This window comes from Lysinibacillus sphaericus (assembly GCF_001629735.1).
GTDB lineage: Bacteria > Bacillota > Bacilli > Bacillales_A > Planococcaceae > Lysinibacillus > Lysinibacillus pinottii.
Map to the genome: position 1 here is coordinate 2281481 of NZ_CP015224.1, position 16286 is coordinate 2297766.

19 protein-coding genes and 1 riboswitch are annotated in these 16286 nt (G+C 38.2%); of the genes, 2 read left to right on the forward strand and 17 right to left on the reverse strand.

Annotation, left to right across the window (positions count from 1 at the left end):
* Positions 1-6: 6 nt before the first annotated feature.
* The 10 genes from A2J09_RS11110 to rpsU all read right to left on the reverse strand — a co-directional run bounded on the left by A2J09_RS11110 (position 7) and on the right by rpsU (position 8877).
* Positions 7-357: a diacylglycerol kinase family protein gene (locus A2J09_RS11110; RefSeq protein WP_012295251.1), complete on the reverse strand. Its 351-nt coding sequence runs from the start codon at positions 355-357 to the stop codon at positions 7-9.
* Positions 358-831, reverse strand: a complete 474-nt coding sequence (gene ybeY / locus A2J09_RS11115) for an rRNA maturation RNase YbeY (protein ID WP_012295252.1) — start codon at positions 829-831, stop codon at positions 358-360. It lies immediately after the preceding gene.
* 8 nt (positions 832-839) lie between these two features.
* Positions 840-2960: an HD family phosphohydrolase gene (locus A2J09_RS11120; RefSeq protein ID WP_012295253.1), complete on the reverse strand. Its 2121-nt coding sequence runs from the start codon at positions 2958-2960 to the stop codon at positions 840-842.
* Between the two features lie 223 nt (positions 2961-3183).
* Entirely contained in the window at positions 3184-4140 is a 957-nt protein-coding gene (locus A2J09_RS11125) for a PhoH family protein (RefSeq protein ID WP_031417032.1), read from the reverse strand.
* Between the two features lie 2 nt (positions 4141-4142).
* Positions 4143-5255: a sporulation protein YqfD gene (locus tag A2J09_RS11130; RefSeq protein ID WP_012295255.1), complete on the reverse strand. Its 1113-nt coding sequence runs from the start codon at positions 5253-5255 to the stop codon at positions 4143-4145.
* Position 5256: 1 nt separating this feature from the next.
* Complete coding sequence (locus A2J09_RS11135) at positions 5257-5505, reverse strand: hypothetical protein (protein ID WP_012295256.1); 249 nt, start codon at positions 5503-5505, stop codon at positions 5257-5259.
* A 55-nt stretch (positions 5506-5560) separates the two neighbouring features.
* Positions 5561-6040, reverse strand: coding sequence for a YqfB family membrane protein (locus tag A2J09_RS11140; RefSeq protein ID WP_012295257.1), 480 nt, complete (start codon positions 6038-6040; stop codon positions 5561-5563).
* A gap of 25 nt (positions 6041-6065) precedes the next feature.
* A complete protein-coding gene (gene floA / locus A2J09_RS11145) occupies positions 6066-7070 on the reverse strand; it encodes a flotillin-like protein FloA (protein ID WP_008179446.1) in 1005 nt (334 codons plus the stop codon).
* Positions 7071-7073: 3 nt separating this feature from the next.
* A complete protein-coding gene (locus A2J09_RS11150) occupies positions 7074-8402 on the reverse strand; it encodes an NfeD family protein (RefSeq protein WP_031417037.1) in 1329 nt (442 codons plus the stop codon).
* 301 nt (positions 8403-8703) lie between these two features.
* The gene (rpsU, locus tag A2J09_RS11155) at positions 8704-8877 is read right to left on the reverse strand and encodes a 30S ribosomal protein S21 (protein WP_004227078.1); all 174 of its coding nucleotides are present in this window, start codon (positions 8875-8877) and stop codon (positions 8704-8706) included.
* Between the two features lie 256 nt (positions 8878-9133).
* Positions 9134-9273, forward strand: a riboswitch (cyclic di-AMP (ydaO/yuaA leader).
* 113 nt (positions 9274-9386) lie between these two features.
* On the opposite strand from rpsU, the gene A2J09_RS11160 reads away from it, so the two are divergent.
* Together A2J09_RS11160 and A2J09_RS11165 are read left to right on the forward strand one after the other, a co-directional pair.
* On the forward strand, positions 9387-10724 hold the full coding sequence (locus A2J09_RS11160; protein WP_036162163.1) for a TrkH family potassium uptake protein: 1338 nt from the start codon (positions 9387-9389) through the stop codon (positions 10722-10724).
* Between the two features lie 26 nt (positions 10725-10750).
* Complete coding sequence (locus tag A2J09_RS11165) at positions 10751-11407, forward strand: potassium channel family protein (RefSeq protein ID WP_012295261.1); 657 nt, start codon at positions 10751-10753, stop codon at positions 11405-11407.
* Positions 11408-11454: 47 nt separating this feature from the next.
* On the opposite strand, the gene A2J09_RS11170 is transcribed toward A2J09_RS11165, so the two are convergent.
* From A2J09_RS11170 to A2J09_RS11200, 7 genes are all read right to left on the reverse strand, one after another.
* On the reverse strand, positions 11455-12024 hold the full coding sequence (locus A2J09_RS11170) for a manganese catalase family protein (RefSeq protein ID WP_031417041.1): 570 nt from the start codon (positions 12022-12024) through the stop codon (positions 11455-11457).
* A 24-nt stretch (positions 12025-12048) separates the two neighbouring features.
* Positions 12049-12312 (reverse strand): spore coat protein CotJB, encoded by a 264-nt coding sequence (locus tag A2J09_RS11175; RefSeq protein WP_012295262.1) that lies wholly within the window; start codon positions 12310-12312, stop codon positions 12049-12051.
* Positions 12309-12533 carry a spore coat associated protein CotJA gene (locus A2J09_RS11180; protein ID WP_036162165.1) on the reverse strand — a complete coding sequence of 75 codons (225 nt, stop codon included), beginning with the start codon at positions 12531-12533 and terminating at the stop codon, positions 12309-12311. Before A2J09_RS11180 ends, A2J09_RS11175 begins: the two co-directional genes overlap by 4 nt.
* A gap of 126 nt (positions 12534-12659) precedes the next feature.
* A complete protein-coding gene (gene deoC / locus A2J09_RS11185) occupies positions 12660-13331 on the reverse strand; it encodes a deoxyribose-phosphate aldolase (protein ID WP_012295263.1) in 672 nt (223 codons plus the stop codon).
* 524 nt (positions 13332-13855) lie between these two features.
* Positions 13856-14395 (reverse strand): hypothetical protein, encoded by a 540-nt coding sequence (locus A2J09_RS11190; protein ID WP_012295264.1) that lies wholly within the window; start codon positions 14393-14395, stop codon positions 13856-13858.
* Complete coding sequence (locus A2J09_RS11195; RefSeq protein ID WP_012295265.1) at positions 14396-14932, reverse strand: replication-relaxation family protein; 537 nt, start codon at positions 14930-14932, stop codon at positions 14396-14398.
* A gap of 4 nt (positions 14933-14936) precedes the next feature.
* Positions 14937-16232, reverse strand: a complete 1296-nt coding sequence (locus A2J09_RS11200) for an FtsK/SpoIIIE domain-containing protein (RefSeq protein WP_036162167.1) — start codon at positions 16230-16232, stop codon at positions 14937-14939.
* Positions 16233-16286: the final 54 nt, after the last annotated feature.

The following is a 16286-nucleotide window of genomic DNA, read 5'->3' on the forward strand; positions in this document are numbered from 1 at the left end:
CTTCGATTACAACCATTTGGGTAGGAAGATAAGTAATCCGATTATAGCACTGAATAGCGCAAATACAAGCACAGCACCTGCTGCGATATCTTTTGCCTGCTTGGCGAGTGGATGGAAGTTCGGCGAAGCCAAATCCACAACCCTCTCAATAGCTGTATTGATCATTTCCAATGCAAACATAAGTGCTATTAATAGTAGCACAATATACCATTCCGTTCGAGACAAACCTGTAAAATAACCAGCCAGTATGACAATGACTGCACTCACAATATGTGATTTAAAATTTTGTTCTGTACTTGCAGTTATAATGCCTTCAAACGCATAGCCAAATGATCGCAAGTATTTACGCAAATTCATTTAATCTCGTCCTAAACCAAAAGTTTGTAATATTTCATCTTGTTTTGTAAACATTACTTTTTCCTCTTCAGGCTCCATATGGTCATAACCGAGTAAATGTAAGAAGCCATGGACCGCTAAAAAACCTAACTCTCTTTCAAAGGAGTGATTGTATTCCTCGGCCTGCTCTTTTGCACGATCTGTAGAAATAATAATATCGCCTAGTACACGGGGCATTCCTTCAAAAGTTACTGCCATTTCACCTTCACCTAGTTCCTCCAATGCAAAGGAAATGACATCGGTTGGTTGATCTTTCCCACGATACTCGCGGTTTATATCTTGAATCGTGTCATTTGTGACAAACGTTACAGAAACCTCTGTTTCTGGTTCAATGCTTTCTACACTCGCTGCATGTTGCAAAAGCTTTTCTACAAGCTCTGTATGCTGTGCTGCAACTTCATTTGTTTCATCAGTAAAATCAATTGTTAAAATCATAGATCCTCCTACTTATCTGCCTTAGGATACTCAATACGTGAATGGAAAATTCCGTTCAATGTTTCGCAAAGTACTCTCTCTATACATTTTAACTCTTTTATTGAAATATCGCATTCATCAAACTGGTTATCTTGTACTCGATCGTCAATGATAGCTCTTACTAGCTTATGAATTTTCTCAGAATTTGGCTCTTTCATTGAACGCACTGCTGCCTCTACACTATCTGCCACACTTATTACGGCCGCTTCCTTTGTTTGCGGTTTAGGACCAGGATATCTGAAAGTAGCTTCTTCAATGGATTTCCCTTGTTCTTTCGCTTTAAACAAGAAAAACTTTAACAGACTTGTCCCATGATGCTGCAGCGCAATATCAATAATTTCCTGAGGCATTTTATAGCGTCTTAACATGTCAGCACCGTCAGTTGTATGGGCAATGATAATTTCTGCACTTGTTTCAGGAGGCAATGAATCGTGCGGATTAATACCTGACATCTGATTTTCAATGAAAAAAGCGGGTCTCTTCGTTTTTCCGATATCATGATAGTAACACCCTACACGTGCTAGTAAACCATCTGCTCCTATTTCTTCGCAGGCAGCTTCAGCTAAGTTTGCGACCATTACACTATGATGATATGTTCCTGGTGCTTCCATTAGTAATTTTTTTAGTAATGGATGATTCGGATTCGATAGCTCAATTAAACGTAATGACGATAATAAACTAAATGCTGACTCAAAGAATGGTAAGAGCCCCATTGTCAACGCTCCAGAAAGCAATGCAGATAACATGGCTGCAACAAAGTAAAACACTAATTCTGGTAAACCATAGGATGATTGTGTCATTAATAAATAAAAGGCGATAAACGCCATATTCACAAGGGAGATAACCGCAACTGCCTGTAAAATATGTGAGCGCTTTTCAACACTACGTAAAAAGAATAAACTTGCAAACCCTCCAAAAATGATATAAAGCGTAATTTCCATTTGCATAACGGATGAATAGCCTTCTTGAAAAATAACGCCAGCTGAAGCAGCAGTCATGACTGTAACAAGCACTGCGGCTTTATCATCTGCCAGCAGGCGCACAAGCATTGTAGCCAATGCTGTTGGGAAAAGAAAGGCAATGGTCACATCAAACCCGCCAGAAACTAAACTAATGAATTTCATTAGCACGATGGACAAACTATAAACAATCACTGTTACCAACAATGCATTACGTTTTTTCCGTTCGTTAGCCTCCCAGCGCTCGAATAAAATATACATAAACACCATTTGGAGCAGTGTTAAAATTATGAGTCCTGCAATCGGTTTTAAGGAAGCTTGATTACTAATCATCCCTAAAAGCTCTAATTGTCGAAATGCCTCTTTATCAATAATCTGGCCTTCCTGCACAATAATCTGACCTTGTAAAATTCTTGTAGGCTCAACGCTTTCCTTCGCTTGCTCTCTTCTTATTTTTGTTTGCTCTTCGTTAACGGTTTCATTTTCAATGATACTTGTACGACCAATTAAAACAACCGTATTGAATATTTTATCGGGATACCCTCTTTGTCCTCTAATCTTCGTCTCAAAGTCATTTTGAGCGACAAAGACATTTTCAGGTCGAATGGATTTTTGTAAGTATTCCTCTACTGTTTTGGATAATTGGATACTTGTTCTATTTAAATCCTCATCGCTTTGCACTAATAGTCCTTCTAGCTGTGAATCCGTAAAGATGAGTGGCATTTGATCTTCATCGAGCGATTCAAATTTTTTGCGAAGCTGCCCTACTTGATCGGCAATTGCAATTGGTTCCTTGCTATTGGCCACATCCTTTTTTACCTCTAGTACATAATCAAATAACGATGTGACAATCGCTGCTCGCTGCTTGGCGACATCCTCCGAAAATTGATAGACCGGGCCTACTGCATTTGCGGCTTTTTCCCGCTCTTGTTGTGTCTTGTAGGTATCTTCTATTGTTTTAGTAGATCGTACGGTTTCAGGCGCTAGCTGTAAAGGTTTGAAATCATATGTAACTCCTTTAACATTGCCATACATCAAGCCAAATTGTAGGCATCCTGTTAAAATGAGAATGATGATAATAAAATAGCGAAAACCGATAAGCTCAGTAAATTTTCGAAGTTGTTTCTCCATCTGGCACCTCCTCTATCTACCTACTATCATACCAATTCAACATACATTTTTCTCGAAAAATGTATAAGAAAGCAAAAAACAGCTATACAAATTCGTATAGCTGTCACATTTTTTTCCATATTTTGATCATTTTCTTAAATCACAGTCATGGGGCAGACTTTTTTTAAACACGGTGCCCCTGTCGCTTCGCTTTCGGGGCAGACTTTAGAATGGCTTTGCCATTCTAAAGTTGCTGTTCTTCGTAGGCTTGGATGATTTTGGCTACTATTGGGTGGCGGACGACATCACCTTGTTCTAACACTTGGAAATGAATCGATTTTACATATTTTAATGTGCGTTCTGCCACGATTAAGCCAGACTCCGTATTTTTAGGCAAATCGATTTGTGTTTTATCACCTGTGATGACCATTTTCGAACCAAAGCCTAGTCGTGTTAAGAACATTTTCATTTGTTGATGAGTTGTATTTTGTGCTTCATCTAATATAACAAAAGCATCATCTAGTGTACGGCCACGCATGTAAGCCAATGGTGCAATTTCAATGGTCCCGCGCTCAATTAATCGTTGCGTCTGTTCAGCCCCGTAGATATCATTTAAGGCATCATAGAGAGGTCTTAAATAAGGATCTACCTTTTCCTTTAAATCACCTGGCAGGAACCCTAGAGACTCTCCTGCTTCAACAGCAGGACGAGTTAAAATAATACGCTTGACATGCCCATTTTTAAGTGCCTGCGTTGCCATGACTACCGCTAAATACGTTTTCCCAGTACCGGCTGGACCAATACCAAAAACAACGTCTTTATGACGGATTGCTTGTATGTATTCTCGTTGACCAATTGTTTTTGCACGAATGGGTTTACCTTTGGTCGTGCGTGCTATTTCTTCATCATAAAGCTCTGCGAAATATTCAATGGTACCTTTTTGAGTCATTTCAATAGCTGTCGTTACATCACGTTGATCAATATTAATTCCTTTGCGAATGACCTTCAATAATGCATGCAGCAGAAATGTTGCCTGTTCCTTAGCACTTTCTTCACCCGCAAGTTGAATTTGTTCACCACGGGTAATGATATGAACATTAAGTGCTTCCTCAACTAGCTTCATATTTGCATCGGAAATTCCGAGTAGCATAACCGCTTCGTTTGGATTATCCACTTGTAATACAGTTAACTGTTCTGACATAATCATTCTCCTTGTAGGCCATGTATTGGACTTGCAATGTTTTCATTGACTAAAAATAGAACTTTCCCTTCAACTGTACCATTACCCCACTTTGCCTGTAAAAGGTTTTCTTTTTTGATGATTGATTTGGCAGGTAACGAACGTATTACTTTTTCATGAAGAAGCGGGATAAGTAAAGACTCGATTTTCGATTCATCAAGCTCCACCTGCATCGTTTTCGTTTGCTGCTCCTCTACAATTGAAACATAAGGGTCTAGCCAATTCGGTAAATCCTTTTTTTGCACATAATCAACCTTTTCTTGATGAATACCTTTCACCAAAACGCGCCATTGCTTTTGTTGCAATGTTTCCATTGTAATTTTTGTAGGAATTTTAAAGGTACATTCAAGCCAATAATCTGCAAAAACCTCGCCCTTTGCGCCGACAAAAACATAATCCGCTCCACTTTCAATCACGCCACTAACAAGAACATCCCCCTCATAGGCTGTATCATTCACTGAAATTTTCCGCTCGCCATTTTGGATATCAAAGTGAGTAATAATACCACTTTTGGTTGCTACTAATTGCGACGCTAATTTTTCATTTGCCTGCTTCGTTTGTTTAGGAGATTCCTGTGGCCTTAGTACAACTCGCCCTCCATTTTTTTCAATATGCACCCACGAGAGCTCTCGATGCTGTTCTAACAGCTTTTGGCGAATAACCGTATTAGACGGTAAATTTTTTTTAGAAAGCGGTGTTTCTATTTGAAAGGTATCATGAAACGTTTTACCTAGGCGCTGCTCCAGTTCTGGTGTTGCTGCTTCAATGTCTACCTTCCAAATCACCTGCGCACCAAGTATTGGAATGGCAATCATTAAAGCCAGACCAAGCAAAGTCCAAACCTGAGCTCGAAAAACTTGCTGCTCATCGGCGTAAAATACAGCCATTTTCAAGCGAAAGCCTCTTCGTATACGACGAATTTTAGGTAAATGATGCATCGTTGTTTCAAACGAAACCTCTTGTTCTCTAAAGACGACACGCTTTAAAGGAACATGTTGTGCGTGCAATGCTTGAATAAAAGGATGAACATTTTCATGGCGCTTTATACGTATAATGATTGGCCGATTATTCCACATTTTAACTCACACCCATATTCTTTGTCATTTTCATATGAATCTCTTGTAAGTTTTCAACAGAGAGATGAAGCATTTCTTCTTTTAGTGCATGAATTTTCACCAAATCAGCCGTAACAGTAATATGATAATCTGCATAAGCAAACGAACAGGTCGTTGCATCTGCATGAATAAAACGGTAAGGTCCAATAATTTTTAATGATTCATATTCTGACAATTCAAGTAGTGGCGTTAATTGAAATAATTTTTTCATAAAAAAATGCCTCCTTCTTCGGCAATATATGCATCGAAAAAGGAGGACATGCTAGTTATTTTCTTTTTGCTTTTGGAGGGCCTAATATTTCAGCCATTACCACAGCCTGCATGAGAGCATTTTTAGATTGCGGGACTTGAAAAGGAGAATGTGTCCCAGTTACTTTCACTTCTTCTTTCCCAGCTGCTAATCGTCCTTTTTGCTCTCGGATAAACGAGCGCTTTGGCACATCCGCTGGAATGACAGGTGGCGCAACATAGCTTGGGACTTCCTTCGTCACTTGTTCCTCAACCAATTTCTTAGTCTCTTGAACCTTTTCATTTTCCGGAATCCAATCCCCTATAAATTCTCGAGCAAAATCTTCAAAACTTTGTGGTTTTTGATGATGCTGTGGAGTTTCTTCAAGCACAGGTGACTCTACACGTGTGTCCTTATTATTAAAAGGAGGCATTGATTTTTGTGGTTTTTTATTTTTTGATTTTCCGAAAATAGAGCTGACTATGGCAATTATTGCAAAAATAATTAATTGTTCCATATGTTAGTTCTGCTCCTTTCCGTTTTTAAACATTTGGTTCGTTTGTTTCTGGTTTATCGTTACTTACTTTTGAAATGGAATCACGCATAGCCGTATCAGCTTGAATATTACGATAGTTCATATAATCCATTATGCCAAGATTACCTGAGCGTAATGCTTCTGCCATCGCTTGAGGTACTTCTGCTTCTGCTTCTACTACTTTCGCTTTCATCTCTTGGACGCGGGCAATCATCTCTTGCTCATTAGCTACAGCCATTGCACGACGTTCCTCAGCCTTTGCTTGAGCAATGTTTTTATCTGCTTGCGCTTGTTCAATTTGTAATTCTGCCCCAATGTTTTTACCGATATCTACATCAGCAATATCAATGGATAAGATTTCAAAGGCTGTTCCAGAATCCAAACCTTTTGATAAAACGGTTTGTGAAATCATATCCGGATTTTCTAATACTTCCGTATGGCTAGTTGCTGAACCAATTGTAGAAACAATCCCTTCCCCTACACGGGCAATAACAGTTTCTTCACCAGCACCACCAACTAAACGCTCAATGTTGGCACGTACGGTAATACGCGCTTTAGCCTTTACCTCAATCCCGTTCATTGCTACACCTGAAATAAATGGTGTTTCAATCACTTTTGGGTTTACAGACATTTGAACTGCTTCAAGTACATCTCGCCCAGCTAAATCAATTGCAGCACAGCGCTCAAAGGATAATTCAATATTCGCACGGTGTGCAGCAATTAATGCATTGACAACTCGGTCTACATTACCACCAGCTAAATAGTGGCTTTCAAGCTGGTTTATCGTTACAGGTAAACCTGCTTTATGTGCTTTAATCAACGGATTTACAATTCGAGACGGAATTACACGACGTAAGCGCATCCCAATTAATGTGAAAATACTAACACGGACGCCTGCAGCCAGTGCAGAAATCCATAGTGCTACTGGTACAAAGGTAAAGAATACCGCTAGTACAATAAATAAAATAACCAGTCCAGCTATAGGACCAATTAATGCTAAATCAAAACCCATTTCCTATTCCTCCATCTCTTTTTTTGTTTGTCTCACGACAATACGTGAGCCTTCAACTTTAATAATTTCTACATGTTTATTTGCATCGACATAGCCACCCTCTGATACAACATCAATGCGTTCACTGTCAAGAACCATTGTACCCGCTGGACGTAAAGGAGTAAGTGTAGTCCCTACTTTTCCTAACAATTCTGTGCGATTGACGTTGGAGACATAGCCCTCTTCTGTCGTAGTTGCATCCATTAACACCAGCCTGTTTAAGACATGCAGTTTTTTCCCGAAAAATTTCATCAGAATCACCATTCCTATAATCGCTATTACAAGCGCAATGAGAATTGCTATTATCATTTGCATAATATTTGCACCTGCCAGTAATAAACTTAGTATTATGAGCACACCACCTAAAATACCGACAATTCCACCAGGAACAAAAAACTCTGCCACTACAAGTGCTAAACCAATAATCAATAACAATAAGGATTCATAGCCAGCAAAGCCCGCAACCATATGTCCAAAGAAAAATAAACCAAGCGCTGATAATCCCATTATACCCGGAACGCCAAATCCTGGCGAATAGAGCTCCATGACAAGACCTAGACTTGCAATGGATAATAAAATTGGAACAATAATTGGATTTGTAATAAACCGAGCTAATTTCTCAGAGAATGTTGGTTCGATTGAAACGACATCACGATCTTGTAAGTCTTTTTTCTCTAAAAGTTCCTGAAAATTTTTCACGGTACCCTCTGAGTATTTGACCTTTAATGCCTCCGATGCTGAAAGCGTTAATAAATTTTTTCCCTCCGCACGATACTCTGGCAATTCATAATTGGAATCAGCCATTGCTAAAGCATACTTTGGATCTCGACCAGATGTCTCTGCTGCTGCTGACATTTGAGCAAGCCACGCACTATTTGCTTTCAAATCAGCTGTATTACCCGCTGAATCGATAACCGCTGCAGCACCGATTGTTCCATTGGGCACCATGTAGATTTCATCCGCATGTAAGGCTAAAAAAGCTCCTGCTGAATGGGCATCCTTATTAATAAAAGCAATTGTCCATATATCCGTTGCATCCATAAGCATGGCGATATCACTTGCTGCATTTACAAATCCGCCAGGCGTATGTATATCTAAGATAATCGCTTTCGCATTGTTTTCTTTAGCCTCATTAAAAGCTCGTTCTAAAAATGCGTGAAGCCCTCGCTCTACTTCATTATGAATAGGAACGTGGTAGACCTTACTGCTTGCAAACGCCGAAGTTAATGGAAACGCTAACAAAAAAGTCATCCATATTACTAGTAAATAGCTAAGGATTCTCCGTTTTCGCACCTTTTTCCCTCCCTTCTAACATGCTTCTCCTCTGTATATACGGTCAAACATGTAAAAAGTTTCACATATCTGAAAAATTATTTCGACTATTTGTACATGTTGCTTACAACTTAGTATTACACAAAAAAGCCGAATGAATCTAGTTGATATCCATCCGGCTTTTTCATATGTACGTAAATCGAGCAATGTAAAATACCTGAAATTAATTACATCTGTAATTAATTCCAGGTATATCTTTGTCTGCTCAGTGAATCATACGATTGCGTGTTATGAACGTAGGGATTTTTAATGGGAAATTAAATTACCACTTACGTTTACGTGCAGCTTCTGATTTCTTTTTACGTTTTACGCTAGGTTTTTCGTAGAACTCGCGCTTTCTAACTTCTTGAATTGTACCACTTTTTGATACAGTACGTTTGAAGCGGCGAAGAGCATCTTCAAGCGATTCGTTTTTGCGAACGACAGTTTTTGACATCTCTCTTTCCCTCCCTCCGAACACACGTCAATACACAATTTAGGCAAATCACCTTCTGTTGTGTACTAAAAAATTATATCGTATTGTCTAATAATGGTCAATAGAAAGTGTGCGAAAATATCAAGTGAATTTTTGGTTTTATTTCTAATTGGAATTCGAAGAGCAAATTTGGCTCCCAATAAAAAAATAATTGTATTTTTCTATTCATATAGGGGTTTACAAAAAATAGAATATGGGCGTAGAATAATCACATTCAATTTAATACTGGCCAAATCTCAAACATTGAGAACGGAGGACCCAATATATTGGGGTTAATTCTGCACATGCAGAAAGGATGAGAAACTCTTTCGCCATCCTACCCGTCAGCTAACTTCGTCGGCTAAAGCGAAGGAGGTCCTATTCGACCACCTATTAGCATGTTTTCTCCTATTCTTTACATGCTTTTTTAGTTGGTCTTTTTTTATGCATATTTAAAATCAAGTAATTTAACATCTATAGAGGAGAACAAGATGAACACTTTTAGAAACACATTAAATCCTCCCAAAATTCTTGTACTTGGCTTTGCACTTATTATTATCATCGGGACTTTTCTTTTAACGATGCCTCTTTCTACAGAAGATGGAAAAGGACTTTCGTTTTTAGATGCATTATTCACCGCTACATCAGCAACTTGTGTAACGGGATTAATTGTTGTCGATACAGGTGATACTTTTTCAGTTTTCGGAGAAGTAGTCATTTTATGCCTAATCCAAATTGGTGGTTTAGGATTCATGACATTTGCAACATTGTTATTTTTACTACTCGGGAAAAAAATATCTTTAAAAGAAAGACTTTTGCTTAAGGAAGCATTTAATAATATTTCCATTGCTGGCCTTGTTAAATTAGTAAAGAGAATACTGCTCTTTACAGCATTGATTGAAATAATTGGTGGTCTTATTTTATCGATTCGTTTTTCTTTTGATATGCCTATAGGAAAAGCTGTGTATTTTGGCTTTTTTCATGCAATTTCTAATTTCAATAATGCAGGTTTTGATTTAATGGGCGGATTTAATGGAATGACAGCTTATGTAGATGACCCATTCGTCGTTTTAACAATTTGCGTGCTCATTACAATTGGAGGCTTGGGGTTTATTGTCATGAATGAACTATATGAATATCGAGTTACTAAAAGACTTTCCGTTCATACAAAAATTGTTTTAGCGTCTACAATTATTTTAACGGTAAGCGCTACAATTTTGATATTTTTGTTTGAATTTGGAAATGATAAAACACTTGGTCCTTTAACTGAATGGGGCAAAGTATTAGGTTCTTTTTACCAAGCTGTTACACCAAGAACAGCAGGTTCCAATACACTGGCTATCGGTGACTTAACACATTCTACATTATTTTTAATAATTCTCTTAATGTTTATTGGAGCTGGATCTGGTTCCACTGCAGGTGGTATAAAAATAACAACTTTCGCAGTATTAGTTGCTACAATGTGGTCACAAATCCGTGGAAAAGAAGATGTTGTTTTATTTAAACGTAGAATTGTCACTGAGACTATCTTAAAGGCTTTGACTGTCACAATGTGTGGCGTACTTATCGTTGTTGTGGTGACAATCATTCTTAGCATTACTGAACAACGTCATAGTTTCATGATGTATTTATTTGAAGCAACCTCTGCATTTGGTACTGTCGGTCTTTCGATGGGGTTGACACCTGAGTTATCCCCTACTGGTAGAATTCTCATTATTTTAACGATGTTTGCTGGAAGACTAGGTCCATTAACCATTGCTTTCGCTATTACAAAACGACGAAAAACAGAAGCCTTTCGACATCCTAAAGGTAATATTATGATTGGATAACAAAATTAGAGGAGTGTGCTATAGCTATGGCTATTAAACAATATGCAGTTATTGGCCTAGGAAGATTCGGAACAAGCGTTGCCCGCAGGCTCCACGAAGCTGGACAGGAAATTTTAGGAATTGATATTAACGAAGAAAGAGTGGAGGATGCAGAACCCTATGTTACCCACGCTGTAGTAGCTGATACAACTGAAGAAAAAGCTTTAACCTCTATTGGTATAGGAAATTTTGATTGCGTTATAGTGGCTATAGGTAACGATATGCAGTCAAGTATTTTAACGGTATCTCTATTAAAAGAACTAGGGATAAAAAAAATTATTGCTAAGGCCCTTGGTAAAAGACATGGGCAGGTTTTGGATAAAGTAGGTGCTGATTGGATTATTTATCCCGAGCGAGATATGGGAGAGCGCGTGGCAAATCAGCTATTGTCTCCGAATATGCTGAATTATATCGAATTGTCTAAGGAATATAGTATAGAAGAAATTATGATCCCTTCAAAAATGGCTGGGCAAAATCTGCGAGATTTAGATTTGCGTGCGAAATATAACGTTAGTGTTATTGCCATTGTTCGAGTAGGAGACATCATTATTTCCCCTTCCCCTGAGCAAAACTTGGAACAGGAAGATATTTTAGTGATGATTGGTCATCGAAAAGATCTCGCTTTTTTTTCAAACATACAATAACAAAAAAGGCTGTTTCAAGACCCCTTGATACAGCCAGCCACTTTTTCTTAGAAAATCTTCTGTTGATCCCTATCATCTTTTAAAATTTCTACTGCCTCTCTAAAACGTTGAGAATGGACAATTTCACGTTCACGTAAAAACTTCAAACTGTCATTTAAATCGGTATCATCAGATAAATCAATAATCCATTGATAGGTGGCACGCGCCTTTTCCTCAGCCGCAATATCTTCATATAAATCTGCTATTGGGTCCCCCTTTGCCTGAATATAAGTTGCTGTAAATGGCACACCAGAAGCATTTTGATAGAATAAAGCTCTGTCATGATTTACATAATGGTCCCCTAATCCCGCTTCTTTTAGCATTTCTGGCGTAGCATCTTTTGTAAGCTTGTAAATCATCGTAGCAATCATTTCTAAATGGGAAAACTCTTCAGTCGCTATATCTGTTAATAATCCAACCACTTTATCAGGAATCGTATAGCGTTGATTCATATAACGAAGGGCTGCTGCTAATTCCCCGTCAGCTCCTCCATATTGCTCAATTAAAAACTTAGCAAGCATAGGGTTACAAGTACTAACCTTTACCGGGTATTGAAGTTTTTTTTCATAATACCACAAGAATAAATTCCTCCTAATGATTTGTTATACTTGCCACGGCCATGGGGTATCAACCCAATTAAAAGGATAATCTGAATAACTTCGTCCAAAATTCATTAATGGACCAAACTTTTGTTCAAAATTTACTTTGAGCTTCATACTTTTTTCGGTGTTTTCATTAAATTGTTGAATAGCAGTATAGTCATGTGGATGTGTATCTAAATAGAGATTTAACTCAACGATGACGAAATCAATTGCCTGTATTTCTTCAAGTAAGGTATAAAATTCGGGCGACATCTTTTTAGTCATGCTTTCTCCCTCCTTTTCATCAGAAATGGATAGGGGCTAAATAATTGTGGCCATAGTGTTCCCGCCCTAAGTGTCTCTCTCGGGGTTTGGAATTGGGGGAGTCCAGGTGGTTGAAAGCCCATATATAATTGTGGTGGCGTAGCATAATACTTTACTTCGATGGGCTTGCAGGGATCAAAGGGACTAATATAGGGCTTCCAATACTTATACTGCGTAAACATGACATCCTCCTTTCTATATTCAAAATCATCAGTGGAGTATATGTGATGGTAGTAGGCATTATTCTACATGCAAAAAAGCCACTAGCTTCTTACAGAGCTAGTAGCTTAATATCCATAAAGAAATTATTAATAATTAGAATCTGCTATTAAACCATTCATGATGGCTACGCCAGAGCTTGCACCAATACGAGTTGCTCCTGCTTCCACCATGCTTTTCATATCCTCTAAGCTACGAACACCGCCTGAGGCTTTAACACCAAGTTCAGGACCTACTGTTTTACGCATTAGGGCAATATCTGCTGCTGTTGCGCCACCAGTTGAAAAACCAGTAGATGTTTTTACATAATCAGCACCAGCTGCCACAGCAAGCTCACATGCTTTTACTTTTTCTTCATCTGTTAATAAACATGATTCAATGATGACTTTTACAAGTGCGCTGCCTTTAGCTGCTTGCACAACTGCAGCGATGTCAGCTTGTACAAGGTCATAATTTTTATCTTTCAATGCGCCAATATTAATGACCATATCTACCTCATTTGCACCGTTCGCAATTGCATCTTTTACTTCAAATGCTTTCACAGCTGGTGTATTGGCACCAAGAGGGAATCCAATTACCGTACAAACTAACACGTCTGATCCTTGTAATAATTCGCTACTGTGTTTCACCCAAGTCGGATTTACACATACAGAGGCAAAATTAAATTGCTTCGCTTCTGCACATAGTTTTTCAATTTGTTCTTTTGTTGCCTCAGCCTTTAATAATGTATGATCGATCATACGCGCAAAATTTTGTTCCATTTTTTAACGCTCCTTCTTCAATCAAGATGTACGTACCTCTTCGAATCATACCATTTTTTCACGTTGTCGTCTAATTTCTTTCTATTTAAAAAGATTGTTGGTGTTGTCCTTGTGAATGTAGCTCTTAATTATTAGCTATAATGAGTGTCCATTCAAGTAATAGAATCCTTGAACAACTTTTACATAAGTATAGTTTACCCCCTAGTGAAACAATTAGTCCTTTAAAAAAAGAGGACAAAAACAAGCATAAAAAAATCTTTAAAGTATTGATTTTAAAAGGTTTATGTTATCATAAATCACGTATCTAAAATAAGTACACTACAAAATAATTTAAAATGAGAAGAAACACAAGGTAATGTGAAGTTGAAAGGATGATATACATTATGAGTAACGAGCGATCAAAAATCGTGAGTTTCCATACTCTAGGTTGTGGAGTAGTAAACAATAATATGATTGCGTAGGAACCTATTAATATCAACGTCTCACCCCCTTGGATTTTTCCCTCTAATTCACTACTTTTTATGTTAAATCGCCTCTCCTATTGTCTTTAAGATTTCTAAAAACAATGGACTTAGGTTTATCAATACATAACCTAAACCAGCATTCATAATCATTGACCACGCTTTTTCAGAATTTCCAAGCATGAAGAAGAAACATGCACCTACCATGATCACCGATGCTATAGGAAAACTAATCGCTACTAATATTTGAACAACAGGATCTAAAGCAGTTGCCAGTATTTCTAACGACTTATCAGCAATGATTCCAGTATGTTGAGGTATTGTATTAACAGGGATTGTGGATAGTGTGGATGGTATTTGTGCAGTAATTGGTTCTACTGTTTGTTGTACTGGTGCACTTACAGGTATAGCTGTGGAGGAATAAGTGTTATTGAATTTGTTGAACATGAATAATCCTGTGCCAATGGCTGTTAATGTAGGAACTGATGCAGCCAAAGCTACATCTCTTAAAGTTGCATACTTTTCATCACCTTCGAAACGATCACTATAATCTGTATATTCATTAGCAGGTACAACCTCAGTTCTAATACGCTTTTTAAACATCTATATTCCTCCTCTTATTTCATTGATTGTGTATACCTTGCACTTTAGCCCTCTACAGGATGCTTCTAGTTGCTGTCTACGCAATTCTGTTGTCGTTAGCCATACAAGTGTTGGGTAATAACCTAATTGTTTTACAACGCTTGGCATGAGCTCCTTATAGCACTTAATCTTCTCGCGATTTTCCTTCATCGTTTGAATATTATCAACCTCTAAAAAATGTTGAAATCCATTTCGTGAGAACATGCTATCCACAACGATACTAGTAGTGGTATCCGATATTTTGACTTCATTCTTCCAGTCATGTGGACATTTATAAAATAGCCAGAATTCGTTTCGCATGATTGTATGTTGGACATGAGCGTTTTTCCTGCGAATCTTGTCACAGTCAACATACAGTCGCCCTAAATTGTTAAGGTAATAAATTGTTTCGTAACTAGCACGAATAGCTGATAAGTAAATAGATAAATTGTGGAGGACCCTATTTGTATTACGCTTTTTTCCAAGGTTAAAATATCGACTAAGTTGATCGCGCGTCATAAAATCAAACTTCTTCAAAAGTAACAGTATCTGTTCGTCTCGGTTGGATAGCTGTTTCTTCAACGCGCTCCCCTTTCGTAACAATATGAGGTTGGATAGTATCGTGGATAATTTGTGGTGTGATGAGTGGTGTTTGAAGTATTTCTCGTTTATCTGCTGTTTGGTAAATAGCTCTACCCTTAATCATTGGTAATGCCTCTGCTCCCTCTGCATCCAGTACAACCCTTGAAGCAACTCCTGATTGCACTCTGAAGCATAACTTTGCATCAGCATTTTGTTTAACCTGTCTAGGGATGACGTCAGTTGTTGGATATTGAGTGGCCACAACCAGTCTAAAACCTAAGCCGGCACCTAGCCTTGCAATTTGGCTCATAATCGTCTGGCATTCTAGCTTTAAACGTTTCTCTTCTTTCCTCACTGCTTCTGTTGCATTCAATTCGCCTACCTCATCAATGACTACAAAGTAACGTTCCTTTATGCCTGCCTCTTGTACATTCTTCTTTCCTCTGTGCTTTAATTCTCGTTGTATATCTCTCATCTTTTCATAGGCCATTTGTAAAGTGTGGAGGGCCTCGTAAGGCTCGTAAGCAATCGAAATCGTTTGTTTAATATTTTCATAGTCGCACAGTTCCACTCCACCTTTTAAATCAATTAGAAAAAGGTTTGTGTGCTCTGGTTCACACTGCACTAGACTGCAGATAGTTGAATTGATGAAGTTACTCTTCCCATAACGTGTGGCACCGCCTAACACTACATGTGGCACCATTTCAAAGTCATGATACTTAAACTCATTCAAAGCCCTAGTAACGCCTACAGGTACTCTCCATCCATTACCTGGTGCGAATCGGACTGTTTTTTCTAATGGCTTATCGTACACTCGCACGATTAATAGACCATCATAAGTCAATTCAATTTCCTTTTGCTCCGTCAGCTTTGCCTTCCACAATTGTTGAAGTTGCAGTAGAATGTCTTTGTTTAAATCCAGTTGTCGTAAATCATTAAAGGTAATATTTTTTCTGCGATTGTTTAGTCCATCCTCAAAGACATGTTGCTTGGCTTCATAATCAGTGAACGAACGTCCAAGGGGGATCCTGAATTTGTATTCCCATCCCCATTCAAACTGTTTCTTCTTAACAAGCTGCGTAGTTAATGTATCCTTGCCATCACGAACGTTTAATCCAGCGAGTGACATTATCCTCTGGATTTTCCCACTATCATTAGAGGACATACCCCTACTCTTTGAGAAAGCTTTTAATGCAATTCCACCCATCAATCCAGTTGTTAATATTTCAAACAGCACACTTTCACCCTTTCTTTTTTAATCAGCGTCACGGTTCTCTTACATAGTAAGAAT

Bases quoted from the DNA above. Each gene is read 5' to 3' on its own strand.
- A2J09_RS11110 (WP_012295251.1), bottom strand. From the start codon at position 357: ATGAATTTGCGTAAATACTTGCGATCATTTGGCTATGCGTTTGAAGGC.
- ybeY (WP_012295252.1), bottom strand. From the start codon at position 831: ATGATTTTAACAATTGATTTTACTGATGAAACAAATGAAGTTGCAGCA.
- A2J09_RS11120 (WP_012295253.1), bottom strand. From the start codon at position 2,960: ATGGAGAAACAACTTCGAAAATTTACTGAGCTTATCGGTTTTCGCTAT.
- A2J09_RS11125 (WP_031417032.1), bottom strand. From the start codon at position 4,140: ATGTCAGAACAGTTAACTGTATTACAAGTGGATAATCCAAACGAAGCG.
- A2J09_RS11130 (WP_012295255.1), bottom strand. From the start codon at position 5,255: ATGTGGAATAATCGGCCAATCATTATACGTATAAAGCGCCATGAAAAT.
- A2J09_RS11135 (WP_012295256.1), bottom strand. From the start codon at position 5,505: ATGAAAAAATTATTTCAATTAACGCCACTACTTGAATTGTCAGAATAT.
- A2J09_RS11140 (WP_012295257.1), bottom strand. From the start codon at position 6,040: ATGGAACAATTAATTATTTTTGCAATAATTGCCATAGTCAGCTCTATT.
- floA (WP_008179446.1), bottom strand. From the start codon at position 7,070: ATGGGTTTTGATTTAGCATTAATTGGTCCTATAGCTGGACTGGTTATT.
- rpsU (WP_004227078.1), bottom strand. From the start codon at position 8,877: ATGTCAAAAACTGTCGTTCGCAAAAACGAATCGCTTGAAGATGCTCTT.
- A2J09_RS11160 (WP_036162163.1), top strand. From the start codon at position 9,387: ATGAACACTTTTAGAAACACATTAAATCCTCCCAAAATTCTTGTACTT.
- A2J09_RS11165 (WP_012295261.1), top strand. From the start codon at position 10,751: ATGGCTATTAAACAATATGCAGTTATTGGCCTAGGAAGATTCGGAACA.
- A2J09_RS11175 (WP_012295262.1), bottom strand. From the start codon at position 12,312: ATGACTAAAAAGATGTCGCCCGAATTTTATACCTTACTTGAAGAAATA.
- A2J09_RS11180 (WP_036162165.1), bottom strand. From the start codon at position 12,533: ATGTTTACGCAGTATAAGTATTGGAAGCCCTATATTAGTCCCTTTGAT.
- deoC (WP_012295263.1), bottom strand. From the start codon at position 13,331: ATGGAACAAAATTTTGCGCGTATGATCGATCATACATTATTAAAGGCT.
- A2J09_RS11190 (WP_012295264.1), bottom strand. From the start codon at position 14,395: ATGTTTAAAAAGCGTATTAGAACTGAGGTTGTACCTGCTAATGAATAT.
- A2J09_RS11195 (WP_012295265.1), bottom strand. From the start codon at position 14,932: ATGACGCGCGATCAACTTAGTCGATATTTTAACCTTGGAAAAAAGCGT.